The sequence below is a fragment of the Enterococcus sp. C63 genome, from assembly GCF_040887215.1.
GTDB classification, from domain to species: domain Bacteria; phylum Bacillota; class Bacilli; order Lactobacillales; family Enterococcaceae; genus Enterococcus_B; species Enterococcus_B hirae.
This window is the reverse complement of the sequence record NZ_JBFOFI010000007.1, coordinates 121,408-144,801: the sequence shown is the minus strand read 5'-3', so window position 1 is coordinate 144,801 and position 23,394 is coordinate 121,408. Positions and strand designations below refer to the sequence as shown.

Below are 23,394 nucleotides of genomic sequence, written 5' to 3'. Positions count from 1 at the left end.
ACAAGTGAACAGTCTGACGATTCGTTTTTTTGACTAGATCGATTCAAATTCATCATACAAATGACGATCATCTTCTAACAAGCCTGTCTTTTTACCAAGATAAACAGCACCCAATGTTAATATGCCTAGTCCAATACCTAGTTTGATCCATTTTTTACTCATAAGATGTTCCTCCTTTGTTTTTTCTCTCGTCCTTCTATGTAAAAGGATAGAACCTTTCATTCTAATTGCCAAATGATAGGGTAACCAAATATCCAAACTTTGGACAGATTGAACAGAGTGTCTAATTTTGAGCAAAAGTAAGTCAATGGAATCGAAAAGTTGGTCAGCTGAAAAAATGGAAAGCTTGGGAAGGAAATCAAGATTGGCAGAAAATCTGGAAAGAATGGTTTGCCAGATAGCAATGAAAGGATATGTAAGAGATTTGTGTTATTTTATATCTGATAAATCATTAGGTAATTAGAATTATTTTTCAAAAAAAGATTCATTAGATTTGATTTTAAAATCAAAATTCTAAATAAAATGCTTTCAAAAATAAAAATCGAATAAAAATTTTGTGTTATAGTAAAACTGTTAAAAATTCTATATATAACAAAAAAAGGCAAAATAAAAAAGCACCGAGACAGTGCTTGCTTTAAAAGCTGATAACGGACAATGCCTTATTTTAACTCGCTATGTTGATTTGAATGCTACCAACAAATTGATTATAGCATAATACCAAAGAGTTACAAGTAGAAAAAGAAAATCACTTTGTCTAACTATTCATGATGGTTGGCAATTGTAAAGAAGACAACTTGCTAAGTTGTGTAAATGTTAAAAGAAGGGATGGATAGTGAATGACAAAGGACTATACGATTGGTTTAGATATAGGAACCAATTCTGTGGGCTGGGCGGTACTAACAGATGATTATCAATTAATGAAAAGGAAAATGAGCGTTCACGGAAATACTGAAAAAAAGAAAATCAAAAAAAATTTTTGGGGCGCACGATTATTTGATGAAGGTCAAACAGCGGAGTTTAGAAGAACTAAGCGAACGAATCGCCGAAGATTGGCTCGCAGAAAATATCGACTCAGCAAATTACAAGATCTTTTTGCTGAAGAACTCTGCAAACAAGATGATTGCTTTTTTGTACGTTTGGAAGAAAGCTTCTTAGTTCCAGAAGAAAAACAATACAAACCAGCATCGATTTTCCCCACGTTAGAGGAAGAAAAAGAATATTATCAAAAATATCCGACAATCTATCATTTGCGCCAAAAGTTAGTCGATTCAACGGAAAAAGAAGATCTCCGATTGGTTTATCTGGCATTGGCTCATCTATTGAAATATCGTGGTCATTTTTTGTTTGAAGGAGACTTGGATACGGAGAATACCTCTATTGAAGAAAGTTTTCGTGTTTTTTTAGAACAGTATGGCAAACAATCAGATCAACCACTAATCGTTCACCAACCCGTTTTAACTATTTTGACAGATAAATTATCGAAGACGAAAAAAGTGGAAGAAATCCTCAAATATTATCCTACAGAAAAAATCAACAGCTTTTTTGCTCAATGTTTAAAATTGATCGTTGGGAATCAAGCGAACTTTAAACGTATATTTGATTTGGAAGCAGAAGTAAAACTCCAATTTTCAAAGGAAACCTATGAAGAAGATCTGGAGTCTTTGTTAGAAAAAATCGGTGATGAGTACCTAGATATCTTTTTGCAAGCGAAGAAAGTCCATGATGCGATCTTATTATCAGAGATTATTTCTTCAACTGTCAAACATACGCAAGCAAAACTGTCTTCAGGGATGGTCGAACGGTATGAACGGCATAAAGCTGATCTGGCAAAATTCAAACAATTCGTGAAAGAAAACGTACCACAAAAATCAACAGCTTTTTTCAAAGATACCACCAAAAATGGTTATGCTGGTTATATCAAAGGAAAAACAACCCAAGAAGAATTTTATAAATTCGTCAAAAAAGAGCTAAGTGGGATAGTAGGAAGTGAACCTTTTCTAGAAAAAATCGATCAAGAAACCTTTTTATTGAAACAACGTACTTATACCAATGGGGTTATTCCTCATCAAGTACATTTAACAGAATTGAAAGCGATCATTGATCAACAAAAACAACATTATCCATTTCTAGAAGAAGCAGGACCAAAAATCATTGCATTATTCAAATTTCGAATCCCTTATTATGTCGGTCCTTTGGCAAAAGAACAAGAGGCTAGTTCTTTTGCTTGGATCGAGCGGAAAACAGCTGAAAAAATCAATCCGTGGAATTTTTCAGAAGTCGTAGATATCGAAAAATCAGCGATGCGTTTTATTCAAAGAATGACAAAGCAAGATACGTATTTACCGACAGAAAAAGTACTTCCTAAAAATAGCTTACTTTATCAAAAATATATGATTTTCAATGAACTAACCAAAGTGAGCTATAAAGATGAACGAGGTGTGAAACAGTATTTTTCTGGTGATGAGAAACAGCAGATTTTTAAACAGTTGTTTCAAAAAGAGCGAGGGAAAATCACTGTCAAAAAATTACAAAACTTTTTGTATACGCATTACCATATTGAAAATGCCCAGATTTTTGGTATTGAAAAAGCATTTAATGCTTCGTATAGCACGTATCATGATTTTATGAAATTAGCAAAAACAAACCAAAAAGCCATGCAAGAGTGGTTGGAACAGCCCGAAATGGAACCGATTTTTGAGGATATCGTAAAAATACTCACCATTTTTGAAGACCGTCAAATGATTAAACATCAATTAAGTAAGTATCAAGAAGTCTTCGGTGAAAAGTTGCTCAAAGAATTTGCAAGAAAACATTACACTGGCTGGGGAAGATTCTCAGCTAAATTGATCCATGGCATCAGAGATCGAAAAACGAATAAAACGATCCTTGATTATCTAATCAACGATGATGACGTCCCGGCTAACCGTAACCGTAATTTGATGCAGCTGATCAATGATGAGCATCTATCTTTTAAAGAAGAAATTGCAAAAGCAACGGTGTTTTCTAAACATAAATCATTAGTTGACGTCATACAAGACTTACCAGGAAGTCCGGCGATCAAAAAAGGAATTTGGCAAAGTCTTAAAATCGTGGAAGAACTGATTGCGATCATTGGATACAAACCAAAGAATATCGTGATCGAAATGGCAAGAGAAAACCAAAAAACGCATCGGACGAAACCACGTCTTAAAGCTTTAGAAAATGGGTTGAAACAGATAGGAAGCACGTTATTAAAAGAACAGCCAACAGATAACAAAGCGCTCCAAAAAGAACGGTTGTACCTGTACTATTTGCAAAATGGCAGAGATATGTATACGGGAGAACCGCTAGAAATCGAGAATCTTCACCAATACGAAGTGGATCATATCATACCGAGAAGTTTTATTGTGGATAATTCTATTGATAACAAGGTGTTAGTTGCTAGTAAACAAAATCAAAAGAAGCGCGACGATGTGCCGAATAAACAAATAGTCAACGAGCAAAGGATCTTTTGGAATCAACTGAAAGAAGCCAAATTGATTAGTCCAAAAAAATATGCGTATTTAACCAAAATTGAACTGACACCAGAAGATAAAGCCCGTTTTATTCAGCGGCAATTAGTCGAAACGAGACAAATCACGAAACATGTTGCGAATATTTTACATCAATCGTTTAATCAGGAAGAGGAAGGAACAGATTGTGATGGGGTACAGATTATTACGCTAAAAGCAACATTGACGAGCCAATTCAGACAAACTTTTGGGCTTTATAAAGTACGTGAGATCAATCCACATCATCATGCGCATGATGCGTATTTAAATGGTTTCATTGCGAATGTTTTGTTAAAACGGTACCCTAAATTAGCACCTGAATTTGTCTATGGAAAGTATGTCAAATATAGTTTAGCAAGAGAAAATAAAGCTACCGCTAAAAAAGAATTTTATTCCAATATTTTAAAGTTCCTTGAATCAGACGAACCGTTTTGCGATGAAAATGGGGAAATTTATTGGGAAAAAAGCCATCATCTCCCACGGATCAAAAAAGTTCTTAGCTCCCATCAAGTGAATGTAGTGAAAAAAGTCGAACAACAAAAAGGTGGTTTCTATAAGGAAACGGTCAATTCAAAAGAAAAACCTGATAAACTGATCGAACGGAAAAATAATTGGGATGTGACGAAGTACGGTGGTTTTGGAAGTCCAGTCATTGCCTATGCCATTGCGTTTGTTTATGCCAAAGGGAAGACACAAAAGAAAACCAGGGCAATTGAAGGAATTACCATCATGGAACAAGCGGCTTTTGAAAAAGATCCGACTACATTTTTAAAAGACAAAGGCTTTCCCCATGTGACAGAGTTTATCAAATTGCCAAAATATACCTTGTTTGAGTTTGATAATGGGCGCAGAAGATTCCTGGCAAGTCACAAGGAGTCGCAAAAAGGGAATCCTTTCATCTTATCGGACCAATTAGTAACCTTGTTATACCATGCACAGCATTATGACAAAATCACCTATCAAGAAAGTTTTGATTACGTCAATACTCATCTTTCTGATTTCTCAGCCATCTTAACCGAAGTTCTCGCTTTTGCAGAAAAGTATACACTTGCGGATAAAAATATAGAGCGAATTCAAGAACTCTATGAAGAAAACAAATATGGAGAGATTTCGATGATCGCACAATCCTTTTTGCAGTTGTTACAGTTCAATGCGATAGGTGCTCCAGCAGACTTTAAATTTTTCGGAGTAACGATCCCTCGAAAACGTTATACCAGCTTAACAGAGATTTGGGATGCTACGATCATTTACCAGTCGGTCACTGGTTTATACGAAACGAGGATAAGGATGGGTGACTTATGGGCTGGCGAACAGTAGTAATCAATACCCATTCTAAACTGACTTATGCAAATAATCATCTGGTGTTTAAAAATGCGCAACAAACGGAAAAAATCCATTTGTCTGAGATCGATATCCTTATTTTAGAAACAACCGATATCACGATCACGACAATGTTGTTGAAGCGCTTAACAGATGAAAAAATCTTAGTGATATTTTGCGATGACAAGCGATTGCCGTCATCGCAATTATTCTCCTATTATGGGCGACATGATAGTAGTTTGCAGTTATCCAAACAAATTCAGTGGGAATCGGACTTGAAGGGCGTAGTTTGGACAACGATCATTGCCCAAAAGATCCATAATCAATGTCTTTTTTTACAAGAAAATGATTTTGTTGAAAAGGCATCTGCGCTTTCCAAGTTATCAGAAGAATTGGAAACATTTGATCCGACGAATCGTGAAGGGCATGCGGCAAGAATCTACTTTCAAACGTTGTTTGGTAATCAATTCACGCGGGAGGAGTCGAATGAAATCAATGCGGGGTTAGATTACGGTTATACGCTGCTAATGAGTTTGTTTGCAAGAGAAATCGTTAAAAATGGTTGTATGACACAATTCGGTTTAAAACATGCGAACCAATTTAATGATTTTAATCTAGCAAGTGACTTGATGGAACCATTTCGTCCGCTAGTTGATCAAATTGTTTATACATATTGTGATCAACCTTTCCCGATTATTAAAAGAAGGCTGTTTGATTTGTTTTCACAAAAGTATTTATATGGGAAAAAAGAAATGTTCTTAACGAATATCGTGACGGATTACACCAATAAAACGATTAAAACATTGAATAATGAAGGGAAAGGAGTTCCTTATTTCGGAATATGAGTTATCGTTACATGAGAATGTTATTAATGTTTGATCTGCCGACAGAGACGAGCGATGATCGAAAAGTTTATCGAAGGTTCAGAAAGTTTTTACTGAGTGAAGGCTTTATCATGCATCAATTTTCAGTATATAGTAAGTTGTTGTTGAACGGTACTGCTAATCAAGCGATGCTCGGTCGATTAAAAGCCCATCATCCTAAAAAGGGCTTAGTTACCTTACTAACGGTCACTGAAAAACAATTTTCACGAATGGTTTATTTGTGTGGGGAAAAAGACCTGAGTCCAGCTAATTCAGACGAACGAGTCATTTTTTTAGGAGAGGATGTGGAGGATGAACCTTAACTTTTCTTTATTAGAACAACCGATAAGCTTTGAAAAAGCGCTGATTTTTGTAATTGAAGATGTGGAAGTTTTTTCAAAAGTCGTTCATGGAGTTTACCAGTATGGTGAAAATAGCATGTTAAAGTTTTTCAATGATAAATTACAGCTACTCAAACCATCAGAATTGATGGTTGTGACGGATATCTTAAGTTTTGATAGCCAAGCTCCGACTACATTGAAGCTGATCTATGCTGACTTAGAGCAACAATTAAATGAAAACATCGAACTAAAATCAAGGATTGATCAATTAACCACCAAGGTTCAGGAATGGATTAGTGAGGAACTCTTAGAACATGAATTAGATTTAGTCTGTGAAGAAATGAGTATGGTTGAGCTATTCAAAGCATTAAAAATAAGAATTACGACGCAACCAGAATCAATCTTTCAAAAAATAATGGAGATTTTACAGATTTATAAGTATCTAGTGAAAAAGAAATGTTTGGTTTTTATCAATGTTGGAGCGTACTTAACAACCACAGAAATGGCTGAACTACAGGAATATATTTCTTTGTGTCATATGCCTGTCCTTTTTATCGAACCACGAAAAATAAAAGGATTGAAGCAAACTGTTTTAGATCAAGACTATTTTTTGTGTGAAGAAATGTGGTAAAATAAGAACAATCAAAATAACAAAAAAAAACAACATGAATGAGCATTCAAGACGAAAGTTTTGCTATGGACGAGTAGCGCGATTACGAGATCTTGTGAGAAAAAAATTTTTTCTGCGAGGTTTTAGAGCTATGTTGTTTTGAATGCTTCCAAAACTAAACCCATTAAAGAGTTATAAACAAAATCGTTTTAGAGCTATGTTGTTTTGAATGCTTCCAAAACAGCGACCAGGATGATTTAGGCAATGTGGTAGTTTTAGAGCTATGTTGTTTTGAATGCTTCCAAAACATGAACGCTAGAAAAGAAGAGTTCGAGAAGGTTTTAGAGCTATGTTGTTTTGAATGCTTCCAAAACGAGAAATAGCATGAAAACGAATTTTGAACGGTTTTAGAGCTATGTTGTTTTGAATGTTTCCAAAATGTAGAAGCGTTGTGCTTTACTCGATCGCTGTTTTAGTTTTGTGTTATTTTGAGTGCTGACCTCATCAACTATGATAAGAGGTAGCTTTAGAGTTATGTTGTTTTGAATGAATGAAGATGCCTACTTTATCATGAAAAGTAGGCACTTTTTTTACTTATATATAGGAAAGTGTCTTCAGTTGTTGAATCTGCTAAGTTTTGATCATTGAAAGGGGGAATCGTGCCTTTTAAAAATGAATGGGTATGTTTACGGAACAGGACACAATTGTTCAGTCTTTTCAACATTGAAACGAATTCATTTTCTCAAAGAAAAGATGAGTTGCTAATTTCGTGCTTTTTCTCTATCATCAAACAGTAGGCATTTGTTCGTGAACTAAAATGAATGTGAGAGGGGACAGTGAGATGTTTGATACAAATTTGATAACTTATTTGGACTGGTTGATCGCAATTTTGAATATTGCTTCAATCATTATTTTGCTGGTAGGGATTTTTTTAGTCTTAAAAAATCTTTTTGACTGGCACCCACTGAAAAAAGACTACGAACAGCGTAATTTCCGAAATGCGGAAGTACGCAAATTATTGGCTAGTTATATTTTGCTGAGTCTAGAGGTGCTAGTGGTAGCAGATATCATTGAATCAGTTATCAAACCAACTTGGACAGATATTTTAAAATTAGCAGTGATCATCATTATTCGAACGATTATTTCCTATTTCTTGAATTTAGAAACACAAGATAAAAAGCAAGTAAAGGTAGGAACACATAATGGAAATTAATTTGATCGAGAAACTTGCCCCTTATTTGGAACTATTAGTCATCGTATTAGACGTTTTTGCTATTTTAATCATTCTCTGGGGTGCCTGGTTAGCTATCAAAGATTTTCTCTACTTTTCTTTTACGGAACGAAGAATCAAAGCAGAGCGGATTAACCAAAACAATGCAATCAAAAAAATGTTAGGTGGCTATATCTTGTTGAGTTTAGAAGTCCTGATCTCAGCTGGTATCATTGAGTCCATTATCAAACCAACCTTGGAAGATGTCTTCCAGTTAGCTGCTTTGGTTGTGATCCGAACGATCATTTCGTTCTTTTTAAATAAAGAAATCGGCTCGGATGCACGACAATAAGTTATAAATATCACGCAATTCGTTTATTACGATGTGCCAACGTAGAAACATTTGCAATATAGAAAAAATCTCAAAACGACTTTCCATGTTTTGAGATTTTTTGTTTTGCTTTTTAATTGCCTAACATCGGCCAGTTTATAGAACGAACGTTATTAAACGGTTGTGCTAACAACTTGTTTTTTTCACTGGAAGCTGGCTTTCAGTGAAGCATACGCCGGTTTTTCCTAGCACGGCTTATCGAACTGCTTGAACTGCCCAGACAATCGATTTTTCAATTGTGTCTACGGAAACGGGAACAATTGTCGGAAACTGTTCTGCTTCTGGCGTATAGAGAGTTTTTTCACATAAAATTCGAGTGTTTTCTTGTTGTGCAGCACTTTTTATTGCTTCGTCTAAGTGCTGATAAACAACGGGATCGACTTCCATATCGAAAGTAGTGACGGACTCTAAGGCTTCTCGGTAAATCAGATATTTTACGTCTGAGTTGGTAACGATACGGACGTGGAGTTTTGTTTTATTAATGCGTAAAATGCCACTTAATTCAATAACGAAAGCGTCCAAACAATTGATTTTAAGTCGTAGTCTATAAGGTAATTGGGCTAACCATTGGTTGAATAAAGGCTGTATTTCGGCTAATAAGGATTGCTGTTCTGGGGACAAAAGATAAAATTTTTCAGGTACAAAGAGTTGATAATTATCCCATGCGGTGCGCATCAAACGAATTAAAGCGCGTTCGAATGCTCGGTTACCGATGAATTTTCGATTGAAATAGCTTTCAAACTGGGTAATCAGTTGCTTGATTGATTGGCTATCTTCAATGAAAACTTGATGGAGGTGACAGAAGTCTTCTTCGATTGCTTGGTAAGAATTGAAGCCATAATCACTGAGATTAAATAAGATCAAAGCAAAGTATACTTCATTTTCTTGATAATAATGTTTTAGTTTAGTTGTATGCCATGCATCCATCACATATTGATAAATGGGGCGTTTTTGAAGTTCGGCTATAAAATCTTGTTCAATCGATAAGGGATGCCTTTTTTGAGACAAATAGCTGATCAACAATCCAATACGTAAGATCTCACGGTTGTCTTTATCGTAGATACGCCTACTATTAAAGGTTACCGTTTCGATAAATTCATCTATTGCCAGGAAGTAGTCTGCTGGAAGTGTTGGGATCTTCAAGGTGCCCGTTCGATAAGTTACATTCAATAATAATAAACGACGTTCGATCTCCGTAAATCGTGGAGAGTGGTGTTGGATTTGAATGTCACAATCTTCAAAATAAGCAAGTACTTGTTTTTTTAATGAATACGCTTTGCTAACAGAAATATACTCGATTTCAGTCAGTTGGAGATAATTAGGTTCATTTTCAAGATATAACTGACAAGTTTTAAGAAATAAAGAAGGGCGTGCTAATTTTTGTATCAGGCGAAAACGAGGGATCGTAGGATCAAAATACAAGGAACAAGTATCTTTTTCTCGTTGGCTATAGATGATCTCATCCTTGAGTTCAGTTCGAATCGCTTTGATGTCATTGAGTAACGTTGTTTTGCAGACTTGTAATAAATGTGACAGTTCGTCTAAATCGATTTCTTTTTTGTGATAGAATTGACCGCAAAGAAATAACTGGCGTAAAATATTTTTTTCCAAATAGTCTTCAAACATTAAAACTCCTCCGCTTTGTAGATGGTTGAACAATGTACCATTCATTATGCCATGATTTAAAGTTTAAAACACCTTTATTTTTTTTCATATGAATGAAAAAGCTTGTTTTGACAAGCTTTTTTGTTATAAAACGATGTTTTATAAAAATATAAAGAGAAAAAATTCTTGTGAAAAAAATACAATAAAAGTAAAAAATGGATGAGTAAACGGATAAATAAAATAATTATTTTTTTAATATACGTATTTATTTTTAAACACACTTAAGAAACAACAGTTTTTTATCTCATGTTTTTATAAAATATTCGTTATTATGAGTAGAAAATTCTGAAAAATCAGACTTTCTTTATTTTTTTCTAAAAAAAGGGGTTATTTTACAATGTTATAAAAAAAATTATCTCATTTTTTGTTCTATAGTCAGTAGTGTGATACAGATGGATGGTTTCATCTGCAGTTACAAAATCGTTGGCCAACGAGAACAATATGGAGGTAATAGACATGAAAGATATGGATATCAAAGCCGTCTTTATTGGCGACAAATCAGAAAATGGCGCATTTTACAAAATGCAATTGAACAAGATGGTCGATGAACATTTAGGTTGGAGAGAGAATTATCTTCCTGGTGACGTTGCAGCCATTAGTGAAGCCGACAAACAAGCACCTCGATATATCGCCACTCGTGAGCATATGGTGGAAGTCTTGGATGAAGTCAGTCAACGGATGCGTGCAGGATCAATCCCTTGGCATTCTGCTGGGCGTTATTGGGGTCAAATGAACGCTGAGACATTGATGCCTGCCTTGCTTGCTTATAACTTTGCTATGCTTTGGAATCCGAATAATGTGGCATTGGAATCTTCTATGGCAACTTCACAAATGGAGGCAGAAGTAGGGCAAGATTTTGCTGATCTATTCAATATGACCGGTGGCTGGGGCCATATTACAGCAGATGGCTCGATCGCAAACCTTGAAGGTCTTTGGTATGCACGTTGTATCAAATCTATTCCCCTTGCAGTGAAGGAAGTTTATCCTGAAAAAGTCAAAGATAAAACAGATTGGGAACTATTGAATCTTTCTGTCGAAGAAATCTTAGAAATGGTTGGAACCTTCAGTGATGAAGAATTAGATGCTGTCAAAGCAGCTTCATCTCGTAGTGGGAAACACCTCCAAGAACTTGGCAAATGGTTAGTGCCACAAACGAAGCATTATTCATGGATGAAAGCTTTAGACATTTGCGGGATTGGGTTAGATCAAATGATCGCTATCCCAGTTCAAGAAGATTATCGTATGGATGTTGCTATTTTAGAAAAAACGATCCGTGAGTTAGCCGCACAAAAGATTCCAGTCCTAGGTGTGGTAGCGGTCGTTGGGACTACGGAAGAAGGCCAAGTGGATAGTGTAGATAAAATCGTCGAATTGCGAGAAAAATTATATAAAGAAGGAATTTATTTCTATCTTCACGTTGACGCAGCTTATGGCGGGTATGCACGTGCATTGTTCTTAAATGAAGCAGGCGAGTTTGTACCTTATGAATCTCTGCCAGACTTTTTTGAAGAACATCATGTATTTAATTATGATGTTTCCATTGATCAAAGTGTTTACGATGGGTTCAAAGCAATCTCTGAGGCAGATTCGGTCACGATCGATCCGCATAAAATGGGCTATGTTCCTTATGCTGCTGGAGGTATCGTAATCAAACACAAAGAAATGCGTAACATTATTTCCTATTTTTCTCCTTATGTTTTTGAAAAATCAGTAAAAGCACCGGACATGTTAGGCGCCTATATTTTAGAAGGATCAAAAGCCGGGGCAACGGCTGCTGCTGTTTGGACTGCCCATCGTGTATTGCCATTGAACATTACTGGTTATGGTCAATTGATTGGTGCCTCGATTGAAGCAGCTCAACGATTCCGAGCATTTTTAGAACAATTGAGCTTTACCATCAAAGGGAAAACAATTGAAGTTTATCCTTTGAATCATCCAGATTTTAATATGGTCAATTGGGTATTTAAAGTCAAAGGATGCACGGATTTAAAAACGATCAATGAATTGAATGAAAAAATGTTCAATCGTTCTTCTTATATGGAAGGGGATGTTTATAGTGAACATTTCATTACTTCACATACGACCTTTATGAAAGAAGAATATGGAGATTCCCCACTTCCTTTCATTGAACGGATAGGTCTTTCGAAAGAAGAATGGCAAAAAGAACAAAAAGTGACATTGCTAAGAGCGGCAATTATGACACCCTATCTTAATGATGACAAGATTTTCGAGTTCTATACGCAAGGCATTACCAAAGCCATGGAAAAAACACTCAATGAAATCTTATAACAATAAAAATTAACCGATAAACTGTCTAGTGAAGAACGGTGTTACAGGAAGCTATGATCAAAGAAGATAGATGATGCACGTTGAATTGTTGTATTCAGAGTAGAAAGAGTGGATGTTCAAACGCTTTTCCGATTCAAGATATCAAGATTATGTCAAACTCAGATAGTTAAAGACTAGTGAGTAATCGGGTAAACGCAAGCAGTTCTTTTTCAAAATGAAATACTGCCATTAATTTTTTTCGTTCATAGCTTTTCCCCCCTGTAACGTTCAAATTAGATAGTTTATTCTGTGTTGATGGAAAGAAGGAAAATAACAATGACAGATTCGAAAACTTCACAAATCACTACACTGACATTCATCGGTATGACTTGTGCCTTAGTTGCTAGTGTTCGGAACATTCCTGATGTTGCAGCCACGGGTTGGACGATGCTTTTCTATATGCTTGTAGCGGTATTATTTTATGCTTTTCCTATTTCGTTGATCTCAGGTGAATTTGCTGGGATGTTTCCCCAAAAAGGTGGACCAGAACTCTGGGTCTCAAATTCTTTAGGACGAAAATGGGGCTTTGTTGTCTCATGGCTTTTATGGGTCCAAATGTTTCCAGGGATGGTAATGGTCGCTTCAGCGCTAGCACCTTTATTGGGTAATATGATTGATAACGTTCCTTTAGGGTTGAACAGTAAATTTACTTTGATCGTTATTCTAGTCGTGTATTGGATCATTACATTATTAAATTTGAAATTTGATATGGCTAAAATTGGTGGGAAGATCGGTGTTTGGTTAGGTCTATATATTCCATTAGCAATTATGCTTCTTTTAGGTATTTTTTCATGGATCAAAGTCGGTATCCAACCACATGCAACATTAGGTCATTTTTCTTGGGCTAAATTGATCCCTGATGCAGAAACAGCGAAATCATTCGTTTACTTTGCACCAATCATGTTTATCTTTACGGGGATCGAGATGTCATCTGTCTACATCACCCGTTTGAAAAATCCTGTAAAAACTTATACTAAAGGGATCTTTGCTGCATTGATTTTTCTCTTCTTTGTGAATACGTTGAATGCGTTAGTCGTAGCAAATGTGGTACCTAAAGGCCAAATGGAGTTGAATAATATTGCGCAATCCATTTCAATCTATTGTCAGATTCTAGGATTACCACATATCATCGTTAATATTTTCAGTCTATTAGTCTTTGTAGGTGTAGCTGTCCAATTATCTGCATGGGCTTCAGGACCAGCCAAAACAGTCACTGCAAGTGCGAGAAAAGGAGCATATCCACCAAAATTCAATTTTTGGAAAACGAACCAATTTGATGTGTCAAAATCAGTAATCTTAACACAATCAACGATTATTTCGATCTTTGCTTTGTTTTATTTGTTGATACCAGGTGTCAATCAGGCATTTCTGATGTTAGTGAACTCCACGACAGTGATTTATTGTATTGTATATGTCATTATGGGGATTGCTATTTTGAAATTAAGAAAAGCCAAACCTGAACTTGCCCGACCATTTAGAATCGGTAAAAAAGGTGGCAAGGGTGATTTAGGTGCATGGATCGTTGTACTTGTTCTTTTTGCAGCAATTGGCTGTTCGGTAGGCTTGACAATGCAAGCTGGAACGTTGATCAACTTTATCGCAGTAACGGTGATTAGTTTGATCTTATTCATTGCCCCATTATGTATTGATAAAATCAGAAAACCATCATGGGAACAAGAAGTCCAACAAAAATTGAATCAAGAATAAAGAAAAGGTGAGTAAGATGGAAAGAACCACAATGAAGAAAACTTTGACGAATCGGAATATCCAGATGATTGCGCTAGGAGGTGCGATCGGGACTGGACTATTCTTAGGTTCTGCCAAAGCAATCAAGTTGGCGGGACCTGCTGTCTTGCTTACTTATTTTGTTTGTGGTCTCGCTATTTATGGGTTGATGTATGCGATGGGTGAGCTCTTTTTATCCAATAATGAGTTTCAATCGATCGGCGATTTCATCCAATACTATTTAGGTGAACGATGGGCATTTTTAGTCAACTGGACGTATTGGTTATGTTGGATGGGTGCTGGATTGACCGAATTGACAGCGATTGGTTTATATATCCGCTTTTGGTTACCAGCACTCTCTCCCTTAATCAGTGGGATCTTCGCACTTATTGCCTTAGTGATCATTAACGTAGTTGCGGTTCGTTGGTTTGGTGAGTTGGAATCCTTGTTTTCAACTATCAAGATTTTTGGGATTTTATTATTTATTCTTTTAGGGATTGGCGTTTGCTTTTTGTACTTCAAGTCACCAAGAATTGGTGTCAGAGAAAATTTTGATCAGCTTCAAACCATTTTTCCATTTGGACTAACCGGCTTAGTTGCTGCTTTTCCAATGGTTTTATTTAGTTTTGCCGGAGTTGAAATGATCGGTTTAACGGTGGGCGAAACAGCAGATCCACAGAAAAACCTTAAAAAAGCGATCCAATGTTTACCCGCACGTATCCTCTTTTTCTATATTGGAACGATCGTGGCGATTTTGTTAGTCGTTCCTTGGCAATCTTTAGATTTAAAAGAAAGTCCGTTGGTCACGATGTTACAGTTCATTCATTGTAGCAAAGGGGCAGGAGTCATCAACTTGATCATCTTGGTTGCTTCCCTTTCTTCCACGAATAGTGCCATTTATAGTACGAGTCGTATCTTATATAATACGGCAAAAGAAAAAAATCTTTCAAAATGGTTTCTAACATTATCTTCGCAGGGTGTGCCCTTGCACGGTATCTTATTTACTGGAGGCATGTTTTTATTAGGTCTTTGTTTACATTTTTTTGTATCAGATAGTCGGATTTTATTTCAATTACTTGCAGGCATGACCACGATTTCGTTCTTATTTGTCTGGTCAGCTATTTTATTTGCCCATCTAAAATTAACGAAAAGTCAGTTGAAAAAATGGAAAGATCGACTCATTCTATGTTTTTTTGGTTTGGTAGGAATCAGTTTGTTTTTTGAACCAACTACTCGTGTGATTCCCGTAGTTTCCGTTGTTTGGTTTGGTGTCTTGAACTTGATCTATCAACGGATTCGTCAGACCGCTCCAAAATGATTCGATATTTTCCCCCTATTTTTTTCAGGGTCCTCTGAAATAATTGACGTTAAATCAAGTCTCTCCTACCTATAATAAAAGTATCACAACCGAAAGAGGAGGGATTGCGATGGTCTGGTATAAAGAAACAGCCCAAGAAGTGATGAAGACACTCAAAACGACTCCAGATGGGCTAAACCAAGATGAGCGTATCAGTCGTTTAAAAGAAAACGGCTATAATCATATAGAAGTAAAAAAGAAAGTTAGTCCATTACGAAAGTTTTTGAAGCATTTGACAGAATTATTGATGATTATCTTATTGGTTGCTTCTTTGTTAAAATTTTTTACAGGAGAAGTGATTGAAGGAAGTATTATTCTGGCAGTCGTTCTCGTCAATAGTTTTGTTGGTTATTGGCAAGAGCGAAAGGCTGAGGAAGCGTTAAACGGCTTGGAAAAACTTTTAGGACAGAACGCGGTGATTTTCACAGAAGGGATCAAAGAATTGGTTCCAGCTAAAGAATTAGTACCAGGTGATTTGTTAGCGTTGAAAGCAGGCGATGTTGTACCTGCAGACGTTCGCTTGATTGAGGTCCATGACTTCATGGTAGAAGAAGCCGCATTGACGGGGGAGTCGGAAGCAGTTGAAAAGACTAGCGAACGATTGACGACAACCGTCTCAACCGGTGATCAGAAGAATCTGGCATTTTCTGGTACCTTAGTTCAAACAGGGACTGCGATTGGTGTGGTTATCGAAACGGGAGATACCACTGAAATCGGGAAAATCAATCAGGCACTACAATCAGTCCAACAACAAACTACACCACTCGTTAAAAAAATCAACCAACTAAACAAGCAGATCTTTCGTGGGATTCTTTTCCTTAGCTTGTTCTTACTCTTTTTCACGACATTTAGATATGGCTTGGAAATGAACTTCTTATTTTCAACGATTATTGCTTTGATCGTTTCGATGATCCCGGAAGGTTTACCAGCAGTACTTACGATGATCCTTTCTTTAGGTGTGAACGAAATGGCTAAAGAGCAAGCGATTATTGAAGGTTTGCCTTCTGTAGAAACTCTTGGCTCTATGACCGTGATTTGTTCGGATAAAACAGGAACCCTGACAAAAAACGAAATGAGTGTTGTCGAAACAGTGACGGATCAAGAAGAAACCATGTTGGCAATCATGAAAAACTGCCAAGAGATCCAAACCAAAGCAAATCAAAACGTGGCCGAATTAACAGGAAACCCGACCGAACTTGCTTTACTACGTTACACGGTAAAAGCATCACTACCTTTGGAGCCAGTCAAAGGAAAAATCCCATTTAGTTCAAGCTATAAATACATGGCAACAATGCATGACAAACAGGAACATGCGATTGTTTATGTCAAAGGGGCACCAGAAGTATTACTAGCAAAAGCGAACTTGACACCGAAACAAGTCGGAAAATGGCAAGAGGAAGCGATGAAACTCGCCCAAAAAGGACAACGAGTCTTAGGCTTTGCTTATAAGACACTTGCTCCTGATCAAGAATTAGGACATGATCAATTGAATGAACTGACCTTTGTAGGGATTGCAGGAATTATCGATCCACCAAAAGAGAGTGCGATCCGAGCAGTCAAAGAATGTCAAAATGCAGGGATCTCGGTGAAAATGATCACAGGAGACCATAAAGACACTGCGCAGGCAATTGCTGACCAAATCGGTCTCAAACACACAAAAAACGTGTTAGAAGGAATTGACATTGATCGCTTATCAGATGAAGAACTAGCGAAACAAGTGAAATCAGTAGATGTATTTGCCCGAACTACACCGGAACACAAGTTACGGATCGTGGATGCTCTTCAAAAAAATGAAGAAATCGTTGGAATGACGGGTGACGGTGTGAATGATGCGCCAGCTTTGAAGCGTGCTGATGTAGGAATCGCTATGGGAATCAAAGGGAGTGAAGTGAGCAAGCAGGCAGCGGACATGGTACTGGGTGATGATAATTTCCATACGATCGCTAAAGCGGTCAAAGAAGGGCGGAGGATTCTCGACAATCTTCAAAAAACAATCAATTTTTTCTTACCAACAGCTTTAGCCCAAGGACTGGTCATTATTTGGGCACTACTCGTTAACCAGCCGTTACCACTGACACCTGTCCAAATTTTATGGGTGAACATGGTTACTACGATCACGTTATCCTATGCTTTAGGATTTGAAAAAGCTGGTAAGGACACGATGAGTCGCTCACCGAGAGATCCAAAGCAAGGGATTCTCACCCGCTACAGTGTGTTTCGAATCTTTTATGTGTCATTGCTGATCATGATTCCTGCTTATTTACTAGCAATGAGCTTTGAAGGACAAGCGCTCCAACAAACCATGCTCTTACAAAATATCGTAGCTGCTCAAGCTGTGTATATGATCAATTGCCGCGAGTTACTTGATCCTTCATTGAATCGAAGTTTATTTGAAAACAAAGCGTTGTTCTTGTCACTCGGGATGTTGATCCTCTTACAAGCAGGAGTGATTTACTTACCGATCGCACAACAGCTAATTGGGACAACAAGTCTTTCCCTGACAGAGCAACTACCGATCTTACTAAATATTCTATTACTTTTTGTAATCGTTGAGATCGAAAAGCGGATCAGTAAGATGATCGCCAAAAAACGAAATGCTGAGTTACCCACGTAAAAAGTACCACCACAAACAGGAAATAAAAGCTTATAAACGTACTCTTTGGCCATTACCAAATAGACATTTATAAGCTTTTGTTAGTTACTTGATCATTGATCGATGTTAAGACAGAGCATAAAAAAACTAAGTGTGAGTTACAAATACGATCGCAACGATAAGTCACTTAAACGATCCAATTCATTTTTTGTCGGGATCGTTGAAAGATAAATGACAGGCATTGGCGGTGTATCGATCGGAATATTTGAAACCAATAAATCATTTTTCTTGATAGTGATATCTGACAATTGACTCAATTCAATTGGCTCCAAGATCACTCGCTTTCCTAAATAAGCATTTAATTCTTGTTGCAAAAAAGCTTTCCATGAAGGTTCCCCTTGAAAAATAAAATAAATCGTTGCTTGATACGGCTGCACGGCTAAAAGTGTCTGTTGGATCAATAAAGAAAGTAAATAAAAGAAATAAGTCTCATTGGTGACCTTTTTGACCATGCTCGTCGATTCTTTAACTTGTTGCAACAAAGCGAATTTATGAGGATATAACTCTGGGTATTCTTGTTCATATTCTTTTAAATAATAGTGATATTGCTTGGTTGTTTGTTCGATCAATAACGGTGATTCATAGTATTTCAGGAGTAGTAAAATCAAATTTTCCGGTAAGTTTGTTTGTTCTAACTCTTTGATAGCTAAGCTTTCTGATAGACGATTTACAAATTCACGAATGTTTGTTTCTGCAGGGTGACGGTGTAAAATATCCAAGATCATAGGCGGGTAAGAGTTGTTATAGTTCCAGCTGTCAAGAAAACAGGAAAAAGCAAACGCTGCTTCTTTATCTTTAAGATAGACCCCTTCAGTTCGGTACAGTTTTTCTAATTCAGGAGCATAGAGTAAAAATAATTGATCCTGGGTAGAAAACAATGAAGTCGGGATTCGACAACCAGCTTTGATCCGAATCGTGTTGATAAAAAACCAACAAATCCCGAATACCTCTTCGGTGTCAACAGCTAACTCAGCTTGTCGTAAACGTTTGAGGAACCGGAAGTAGTGAGATTCATGGATCGAGTAATCCTCGAAGAAATAGTTGTTATGGGTAAACGGCATAAGTAATCGATGATAAAATAGCCGAATGGTTTCTTCTTCACCTGAAAACGACAAACGGTGGCGGTTTTGTTCGATCTGTAATTCGTAGACGACTAATTGTTGATTCAATTTTTTGACATGACGATTCAATGTTTCATAAGACAAGCCGTTACGTGCTAAAAAGGTGGGGGTAGCGACTTCTTTAATCGTTAATAATTCTTTCAATAATTGGACACTGATCGACTGTGTCAGAAAAATTTCCCACAGTTCATTTGTCAGGAGATTCTGTTCGTTTTTTAGTTGAATCCCTGATTGGTCACTATTGATTAGCCAGCCTTTAGGTAATTGGGTTTTGATTGTTTGAAGATCAGAAAAAATCGTACGCTCTGTGGTATTGACAGCTTCGGCTAACTCGTTCACAGTTATTTGCGAGTGATTCAGTAATAGTTCCACTAAAGAGACTTGGCGTTTGATATCTTTTTCAGTAATGATTTTTTTCATTAAAGAATACATCGGATCAACCTTTCTTTGTTAAGTATGACAAGTGAGGAAGACACTCGTTTCGCCGTATCTTCATAATGAAACTTGATTATTTTAGATAGCGCTTACCATTAGTATAATGAAAAAAGGCACAATATCAAATAAAGGATGAGTTTTTTGGATTTTTTTACTTCAATCAGCCTTCGTTTATTTAAAGTAGAAGTTAGCTAAAAAATTTGACTTATACTAAAATAAGTAAAAAGATAGTCATGTGAGAGGAGTGAGTAGAATGGAAACTAGACTAAACGATTATCGCCGCTTACTAGCGATTGCTCAAGCTGGATTGCTTTATGGGAAAGACGTGTTTGACAAAGAACGATATGAAGAGCTGCAAGAAATCTCGTTGAAGCTGCTGAGTGAAGTGGGATTGGAAACAAAGGAAGAATGGACAAGCCTAATAGAAGCTCATGAAGGATATCCAACACCAAAAGTTGACGTACGTGCATGGATCAAACAAGACGAGAAGATTCTATTGATCGAAGATACAAAAACACAAGAATGGTCATTACCAGGAGGATTTGCAGAAGTTGGTTTGTCTCCTAAAGAAAATATACGTAAAGAAGTCAAAGAAGAAACTGGGTTAGAGGTAGAAGTAGGTCAATTATTAGCGATATTTGATACGAATCTGCGCACAGACATCCCTCAAGCCTTTCAGTACTATAAAATTGTTTTTTCTTGTGCTATCTTGTCAGGTACGTTTGTGGCAAACCATGAAACTTCTAATATGAAATTCTTCCACTTAAATGATTTACCAAAACTCTCGCTGAAACGTACGACCAAAGAGCAACTATTGATTTTAGAAAAAGCTACCTTGCCTTATTGTGATTGATCAGGGAAGGTAGTTTTTTATTTTTAGTGATTTTTTGTTGCAAATGCAATAAAAAAGAGTAAAATCATACTAAAGCTAGGTAAGGGAGGGTTAAAATGGACGAAATCATTCGAGAGATTGGAGCAATTGCCCGTGCCTTGGACTCGATTAGTAACATTGAGTTTCAAGAAGTTGATTTGACAAGAGGACAATACCTGTATTTAGTACGAATCTGTGAACATCCTGGCATTATTCAAGAAAAGTTAGCTGAGATGATCAACGTTGACCGAACAACGACGGCACGTGCGGTGAAAAAATTGATAGCAAAAGACCTGATAAAAAGCATGCCAGATAAAAACAATAAAAAGATAAAAAAACTTTACCCAACGGATCGTGGAAAAAAAGTCTATCCGTTTATCCTTCGAGAGCATCATTATTCCAATCAAGTAGCTGTCAAAGGGTTATCCCCGCAAGAAGTTTTGCAATTACACACACTTTTGCAAAAAGTTCGGAAAAATGTGAGTGAAGATTGGCATTATATAAAAAAAGGAAACAAAAGAATTTATTGAAAGGACTGGAGCGGTGAAAACAATCGAAATCGTAGGGATCAAAGAAACGGAAGTAGAAAAATTACAGGCAATTAGTATCGAGACCTATCAAGCTACCTTTGGTGAACACAACAGTGAAGAATTGATGACGACCTATTTGGATGAAGCTTATGCGCTCGATAAATTGAGGCGAGAACTACAAGAGGAACAGTCAGAATTTTATTGGGCAGTACTAGATGACCGGATTGCTGGCTATCTAAAATTAAATATAGGGCAAGCACAAACAGAAGCAATGGGAGAAGGATTTTTAGAGATCGAACGTATTTATGTCCGATCGCCATTTAAATCTAAAGGGATTGGATCTAGATTGATCGAATTTGCTGTGCAAAAAGCGCAAGAAAAACAAAAAGAGGCGATTTGGTTAGGGGTATGGGAACATAACTATCCTGCCTTAGCTTTTTATAGAAAACATGGATTCCAACATCATAGCCAACATATTTTTTATATGGGAGATGATGCTCAGACAGATTATCTATATGTCAAAAATTTACAGAAATAAAAGGAGTAGAAACATGAAAAAAATCATCGCGGAACAAAATTTTTGGGAAGTCTTTCCAGAAGCAACAATTGAAGTTTTGGTAGTCGAAGGTATCGATAATCATGTAGATAAAGCCAAAGAAGAACAATTCCATCAACTATTGAATGATGCAGCGAAAGAAGCAAGAGGATATTTGACAGAAGAAACATTCAGTCAAAATGAAGTCATTGCCCAATGGCGTCAAGCTTTTTCACGTTTTAAAACCAAAAAAGGAGCCCGTTCATCGATTGAAGCGTTATTAAAAAGAGCTAGCCAAGAACGTGAATTTTTCCCTATCAACCCATTAGTCGATATCTATAACAGTATTTCTCTAACATTTGGTGTGCCATGTGGAGGAGAAGATCAAGAAAAAATCAAAGGGGATCTTCATCTAGGAAAAGCTCATGGTGGTGAAAGTTTCTTACCTCTAGGAGCTGAAGCTGATGCACCAGCTTTACCAGAAGAAATCATTTATTACGATAACGAAGGAGCAATCTGTCGCAGTTTCAACTGGCGAGAAGCGCAACGGACAATGTTGACGGAAGACACGACTAAAGCCATTTTGGTTATTGAATCAGTCACAAAAGAGCAAGCATCACGTGGCGCAAAAGCAATGACAGAATTGAAAAAACGCGTGGAACAAACATTTGGCGTAGAAGGGAAAACATTTACGCTAACGAAGGAACATCCAGAAATGAACATTTGAAGTAGGAGCGAAACGTAGGAAGAAAAAGTAGCTCAACCAATAAGATCACATAGAAAAACGAGGGATTTTTCTATGTGATCTTGTTTTCTCTAACGAGTGTAGTTTTGAATGGTTTCGTTTCACTGTTGTGCCATCAAATCTTATCAAAACAAGACAAACTGACAAAGAATCGTCACAGTCTGTCAAATCTTGTCGGATTTTTCGATTCTTAAACCGAGAATTCTTTGATTATCCGCTTTCATGATATACTTAATGAAAAGGATCAACACCATCAAAGGAGGATCAGAGATGATCGGTAAAACCAGAGTCATGCTTTATGCAGAAAATGTTGAAGTGCTTAGTCAATTTTTTGTCGAAACTCTAGGCGCAACAGTTAGTGAAACGATTGAGTTACCAGAAGAATTTCAAAGTACGATCGTGCAACTTTCACCAGAATTTGAATTAGGGATTTTTCCAAAAGTTTTTGTCCAACGATTTTCGCCAGAAGTGTTAGGTACGACTCCTTCGATCATTTTCTTTACGGATCAATTTGAGGAGATCTATCAAAAAATAGAGAATGCTGGTGAAATCATGGAGAGCAATGGCGTAGAGACGTTCAACTTTTCTGATCCAGAAGGAAACTATTTTGTGATCGGTAAGTTGTAATGTTTGAAATCAGAAGAGGTCCTGGTGTTTGAAAAGGAGATGCACAGGACAAGGAATTTAAATAAATGAATAACAAATTTTTGAAGGAAAGGAGAGACTGTCATGAATCTAATCGCAAAAATGGAAGAATATTCACAGAGACGACGAGAAGAAAAAAGTGAAAAAATCCGTATGAAAAACTTGAAGACAGGGAAAAAGCCAACAAAAGGTTGGGGGAAAATGGTAGATACAGGATATGGCGGCTTGAATTCGTTGACTAATTCTAGTGAAATTAGTAAATATTTTTCGGCAGAAAGTGACATCAAGGGATTCATTGCTGAAGAACAAAAACGCATCGGAAAAGAGCAGCTAAAAAATAGCTAAAGCAAACCGATTTGGTACGCTATTTTGTTTGAAATGCTCCTTTTCTATTAAAAAAACTGTTAAATCAGTTCATAACGATCAAAAAAACTTAAAGTTCGGATTTTGCTTAAAATCCGACTTTTTTGTTTACTTATGTTCTGATTTAGTATATGATTAAACACGTTGTTTTTAAAT

19 protein-coding genes and 1 CRISPR repeat array are annotated in these 23,394 nt (G+C 36.7%); of the genes, 16 read left to right on the top strand and 3 right to left on the bottom strand.

All coding sequences use genetic code 11. The features are described from left to right. Positions 1–33 precede the first annotated feature (33 nt). On the bottom strand, positions 34–162 hold the full coding sequence (locus tag AB3H90_RS11250; RefSeq protein WP_010720995.1) for a hypothetical protein: 129 nt from the start codon (positions 160–162) through the stop codon (positions 34–36). 674 nt (positions 163–836) lie between these two features. Between AB3H90_RS11250 and cas9 the strand changes: the two genes are divergently transcribed. The 6 genes from cas9 (at position 837) to AB3H90_RS11220 (ending at position 8,226) form a co-directional block, all read left to right on the top strand. After that, positions 837–4,847, top strand: a complete 4,011-nt coding sequence (cas9, locus tag AB3H90_RS11245) for a type II CRISPR RNA-guided endonuclease Cas9 (protein ID WP_368016737.1) — start codon at positions 837–839, stop codon at positions 4,845–4,847. Then, positions 4,829–5,695 carry a type II CRISPR-associated endonuclease Cas1 gene (gene cas1, locus AB3H90_RS11240; RefSeq protein ID WP_368016736.1) on the top strand — a complete coding sequence of 289 codons (867 nt, stop codon included), beginning with the start codon at positions 4,829–4,831 and terminating at the stop codon, positions 5,693–5,695. The genes cas9 and cas1 overlap by 19 nt, the downstream gene beginning before the upstream one ends. After that, on the top strand, positions 5,692–6,036 hold the full coding sequence (gene cas2, locus AB3H90_RS11235) for a CRISPR-associated endonuclease Cas2 (protein WP_010720992.1): 345 nt from the start codon (positions 5,692–5,694) through the stop codon (positions 6,034–6,036). Before cas1 ends, cas2 begins: the two co-directional genes overlap by 4 nt. After that, the gene (gene csn2, locus AB3H90_RS11230) at positions 6,026–6,685 is read left to right on the top strand and encodes a type II-A CRISPR-associated protein Csn2 (RefSeq protein WP_126342973.1); all 660 of its coding nucleotides are present in this window, start codon (positions 6,026–6,028) and stop codon (positions 6,683–6,685) included. The genes cas2 and csn2 overlap by 11 nt, the downstream gene beginning before the upstream one ends. Positions 6,686–6,804: 119 nt before the next feature. Then, positions 6,805–7,104: a CRISPR direct-repeat array (repeat unit 36 nt; unit sequence GTTTTAGAGCTATGTTGTTTTGAATGCTTCCAAAAC). A gap of 401 nt (positions 7,105–7,505) precedes the next feature. Beyond that, the gene (locus AB3H90_RS11225; RefSeq protein ID WP_010720990.1) at positions 7,506–7,877 is read left to right on the top strand and encodes a DUF1622 domain-containing protein; all 372 of its coding nucleotides are present in this window, start codon (positions 7,506–7,508) and stop codon (positions 7,875–7,877) included. After that, positions 7,867–8,226 carry a DUF1622 domain-containing protein gene (locus AB3H90_RS11220; protein WP_010720989.1) on the top strand — a complete coding sequence of 120 codons (360 nt, stop codon included), beginning with the start codon at positions 7,867–7,869 and terminating at the stop codon, positions 8,224–8,226. Before AB3H90_RS11225 ends, AB3H90_RS11220 begins: the two co-directional genes overlap by 11 nt. A 234-nt stretch (positions 8,227–8,460) precedes the next feature. On the opposite strand, the gene AB3H90_RS11215 is transcribed toward AB3H90_RS11220, so the two are convergent. Beyond that, positions 8,461–9,891 carry a helix-turn-helix domain-containing protein gene (locus AB3H90_RS11215; RefSeq protein WP_368016735.1) on the bottom strand — a complete coding sequence of 477 codons (1,431 nt, stop codon included), beginning with the start codon at positions 9,889–9,891 and terminating at the stop codon, positions 8,461–8,463. A gap of 495 nt (positions 9,892–10,386) precedes the next feature. On the opposite strand from AB3H90_RS11215, the gene tdc reads away from it, so the two are divergent. The 4 genes from tdc (at position 10,387) to AB3H90_RS11195 (ending at position 17,954) form a co-directional block, all read left to right on the top strand. Continuing rightward, a complete protein-coding gene (tdc, locus tag AB3H90_RS11210; protein WP_368016734.1) occupies positions 10,387–12,219 on the top strand; it encodes a tyrosine decarboxylase in 1,833 nt (610 codons plus the stop codon). A 315-nt stretch (positions 12,220–12,534) separates the two neighbouring features. Then, complete coding sequence (locus AB3H90_RS11205) at positions 12,535–13,965, top strand: amino acid permease (protein ID WP_010720986.1); 1,431 nt, start codon at positions 12,535–12,537, stop codon at positions 13,963–13,965. 16 nt (positions 13,966–13,981) lie between these two features. Then, positions 13,982–15,301 carry an amino acid permease gene (locus AB3H90_RS11200; protein WP_368016733.1) on the top strand — a complete coding sequence of 440 codons (1,320 nt, stop codon included), beginning with the start codon at positions 13,982–13,984 and terminating at the stop codon, positions 15,299–15,301. A gap of 109 nt (positions 15,302–15,410) precedes the next feature. Further along, complete coding sequence (locus AB3H90_RS11195) at positions 15,411–17,954, top strand: HAD-IC family P-type ATPase (RefSeq protein ID WP_368016732.1); 2,544 nt, start codon at positions 15,411–15,413, stop codon at positions 17,952–17,954. Positions 17,955–18,091: 137 nt separating this feature from the next. Here AB3H90_RS11195 and AB3H90_RS11190 read toward each other — a convergent pair whose 3' ends face one another. Next, the gene (locus AB3H90_RS11190; protein WP_010720983.1) at positions 18,092–19,546 is read right to left on the bottom strand and encodes a helix-turn-helix domain-containing protein; all 1,455 of its coding nucleotides are present in this window, start codon (positions 19,544–19,546) and stop codon (positions 18,092–18,094) included. 256 nt (positions 19,547–19,802) lie between these two features. On the opposite strand from AB3H90_RS11190, the gene AB3H90_RS11185 reads away from it, so the two are divergent. The 6 genes from AB3H90_RS11185 (at position 19,803) to AB3H90_RS11160 (ending at position 23,220) form a co-directional block, all read left to right on the top strand. After that, entirely contained in the window at positions 19,803–20,402 is a 600-nt protein-coding gene (locus AB3H90_RS11185; RefSeq protein WP_010720982.1) for an NUDIX hydrolase N-terminal domain-containing protein, read from the top strand. A gap of 95 nt (positions 20,403–20,497) precedes the next feature. Beyond that, on the top strand, positions 20,498–20,950 hold the full coding sequence (locus AB3H90_RS11180) for a MarR family winged helix-turn-helix transcriptional regulator (RefSeq protein ID WP_010720981.1): 453 nt from the start codon (positions 20,498–20,500) through the stop codon (positions 20,948–20,950). A gap of 13 nt (positions 20,951–20,963) precedes the next feature. Then, positions 20,964–21,488 (top strand): GNAT family N-acetyltransferase, encoded by a 525-nt coding sequence (locus tag AB3H90_RS11175; protein ID WP_010737014.1) that lies wholly within the window; start codon positions 20,964–20,966, stop codon positions 21,486–21,488. Positions 21,489–21,501: 13 nt separating this feature from the next. Beyond that, positions 21,502–22,212, top strand: coding sequence for a B3/4 domain-containing protein (locus AB3H90_RS11170; protein ID WP_368016731.1), 711 nt, complete (start codon positions 21,502–21,504; stop codon positions 22,210–22,212). 288 nt (positions 22,213–22,500) lie between these two features. Further along, entirely contained in the window at positions 22,501–22,857 is a 357-nt protein-coding gene (locus AB3H90_RS11165; RefSeq protein ID WP_034700463.1) for a VOC family protein, read from the top strand. Between the two features lie 102 nt (positions 22,858–22,959). Next, on the top strand, positions 22,960–23,220 hold the full coding sequence (locus AB3H90_RS11160) for a hypothetical protein (protein WP_010737016.1): 261 nt from the start codon (positions 22,960–22,962) through the stop codon (positions 23,218–23,220). Positions 23,221–23,394 lie beyond the last annotated feature (174 nt).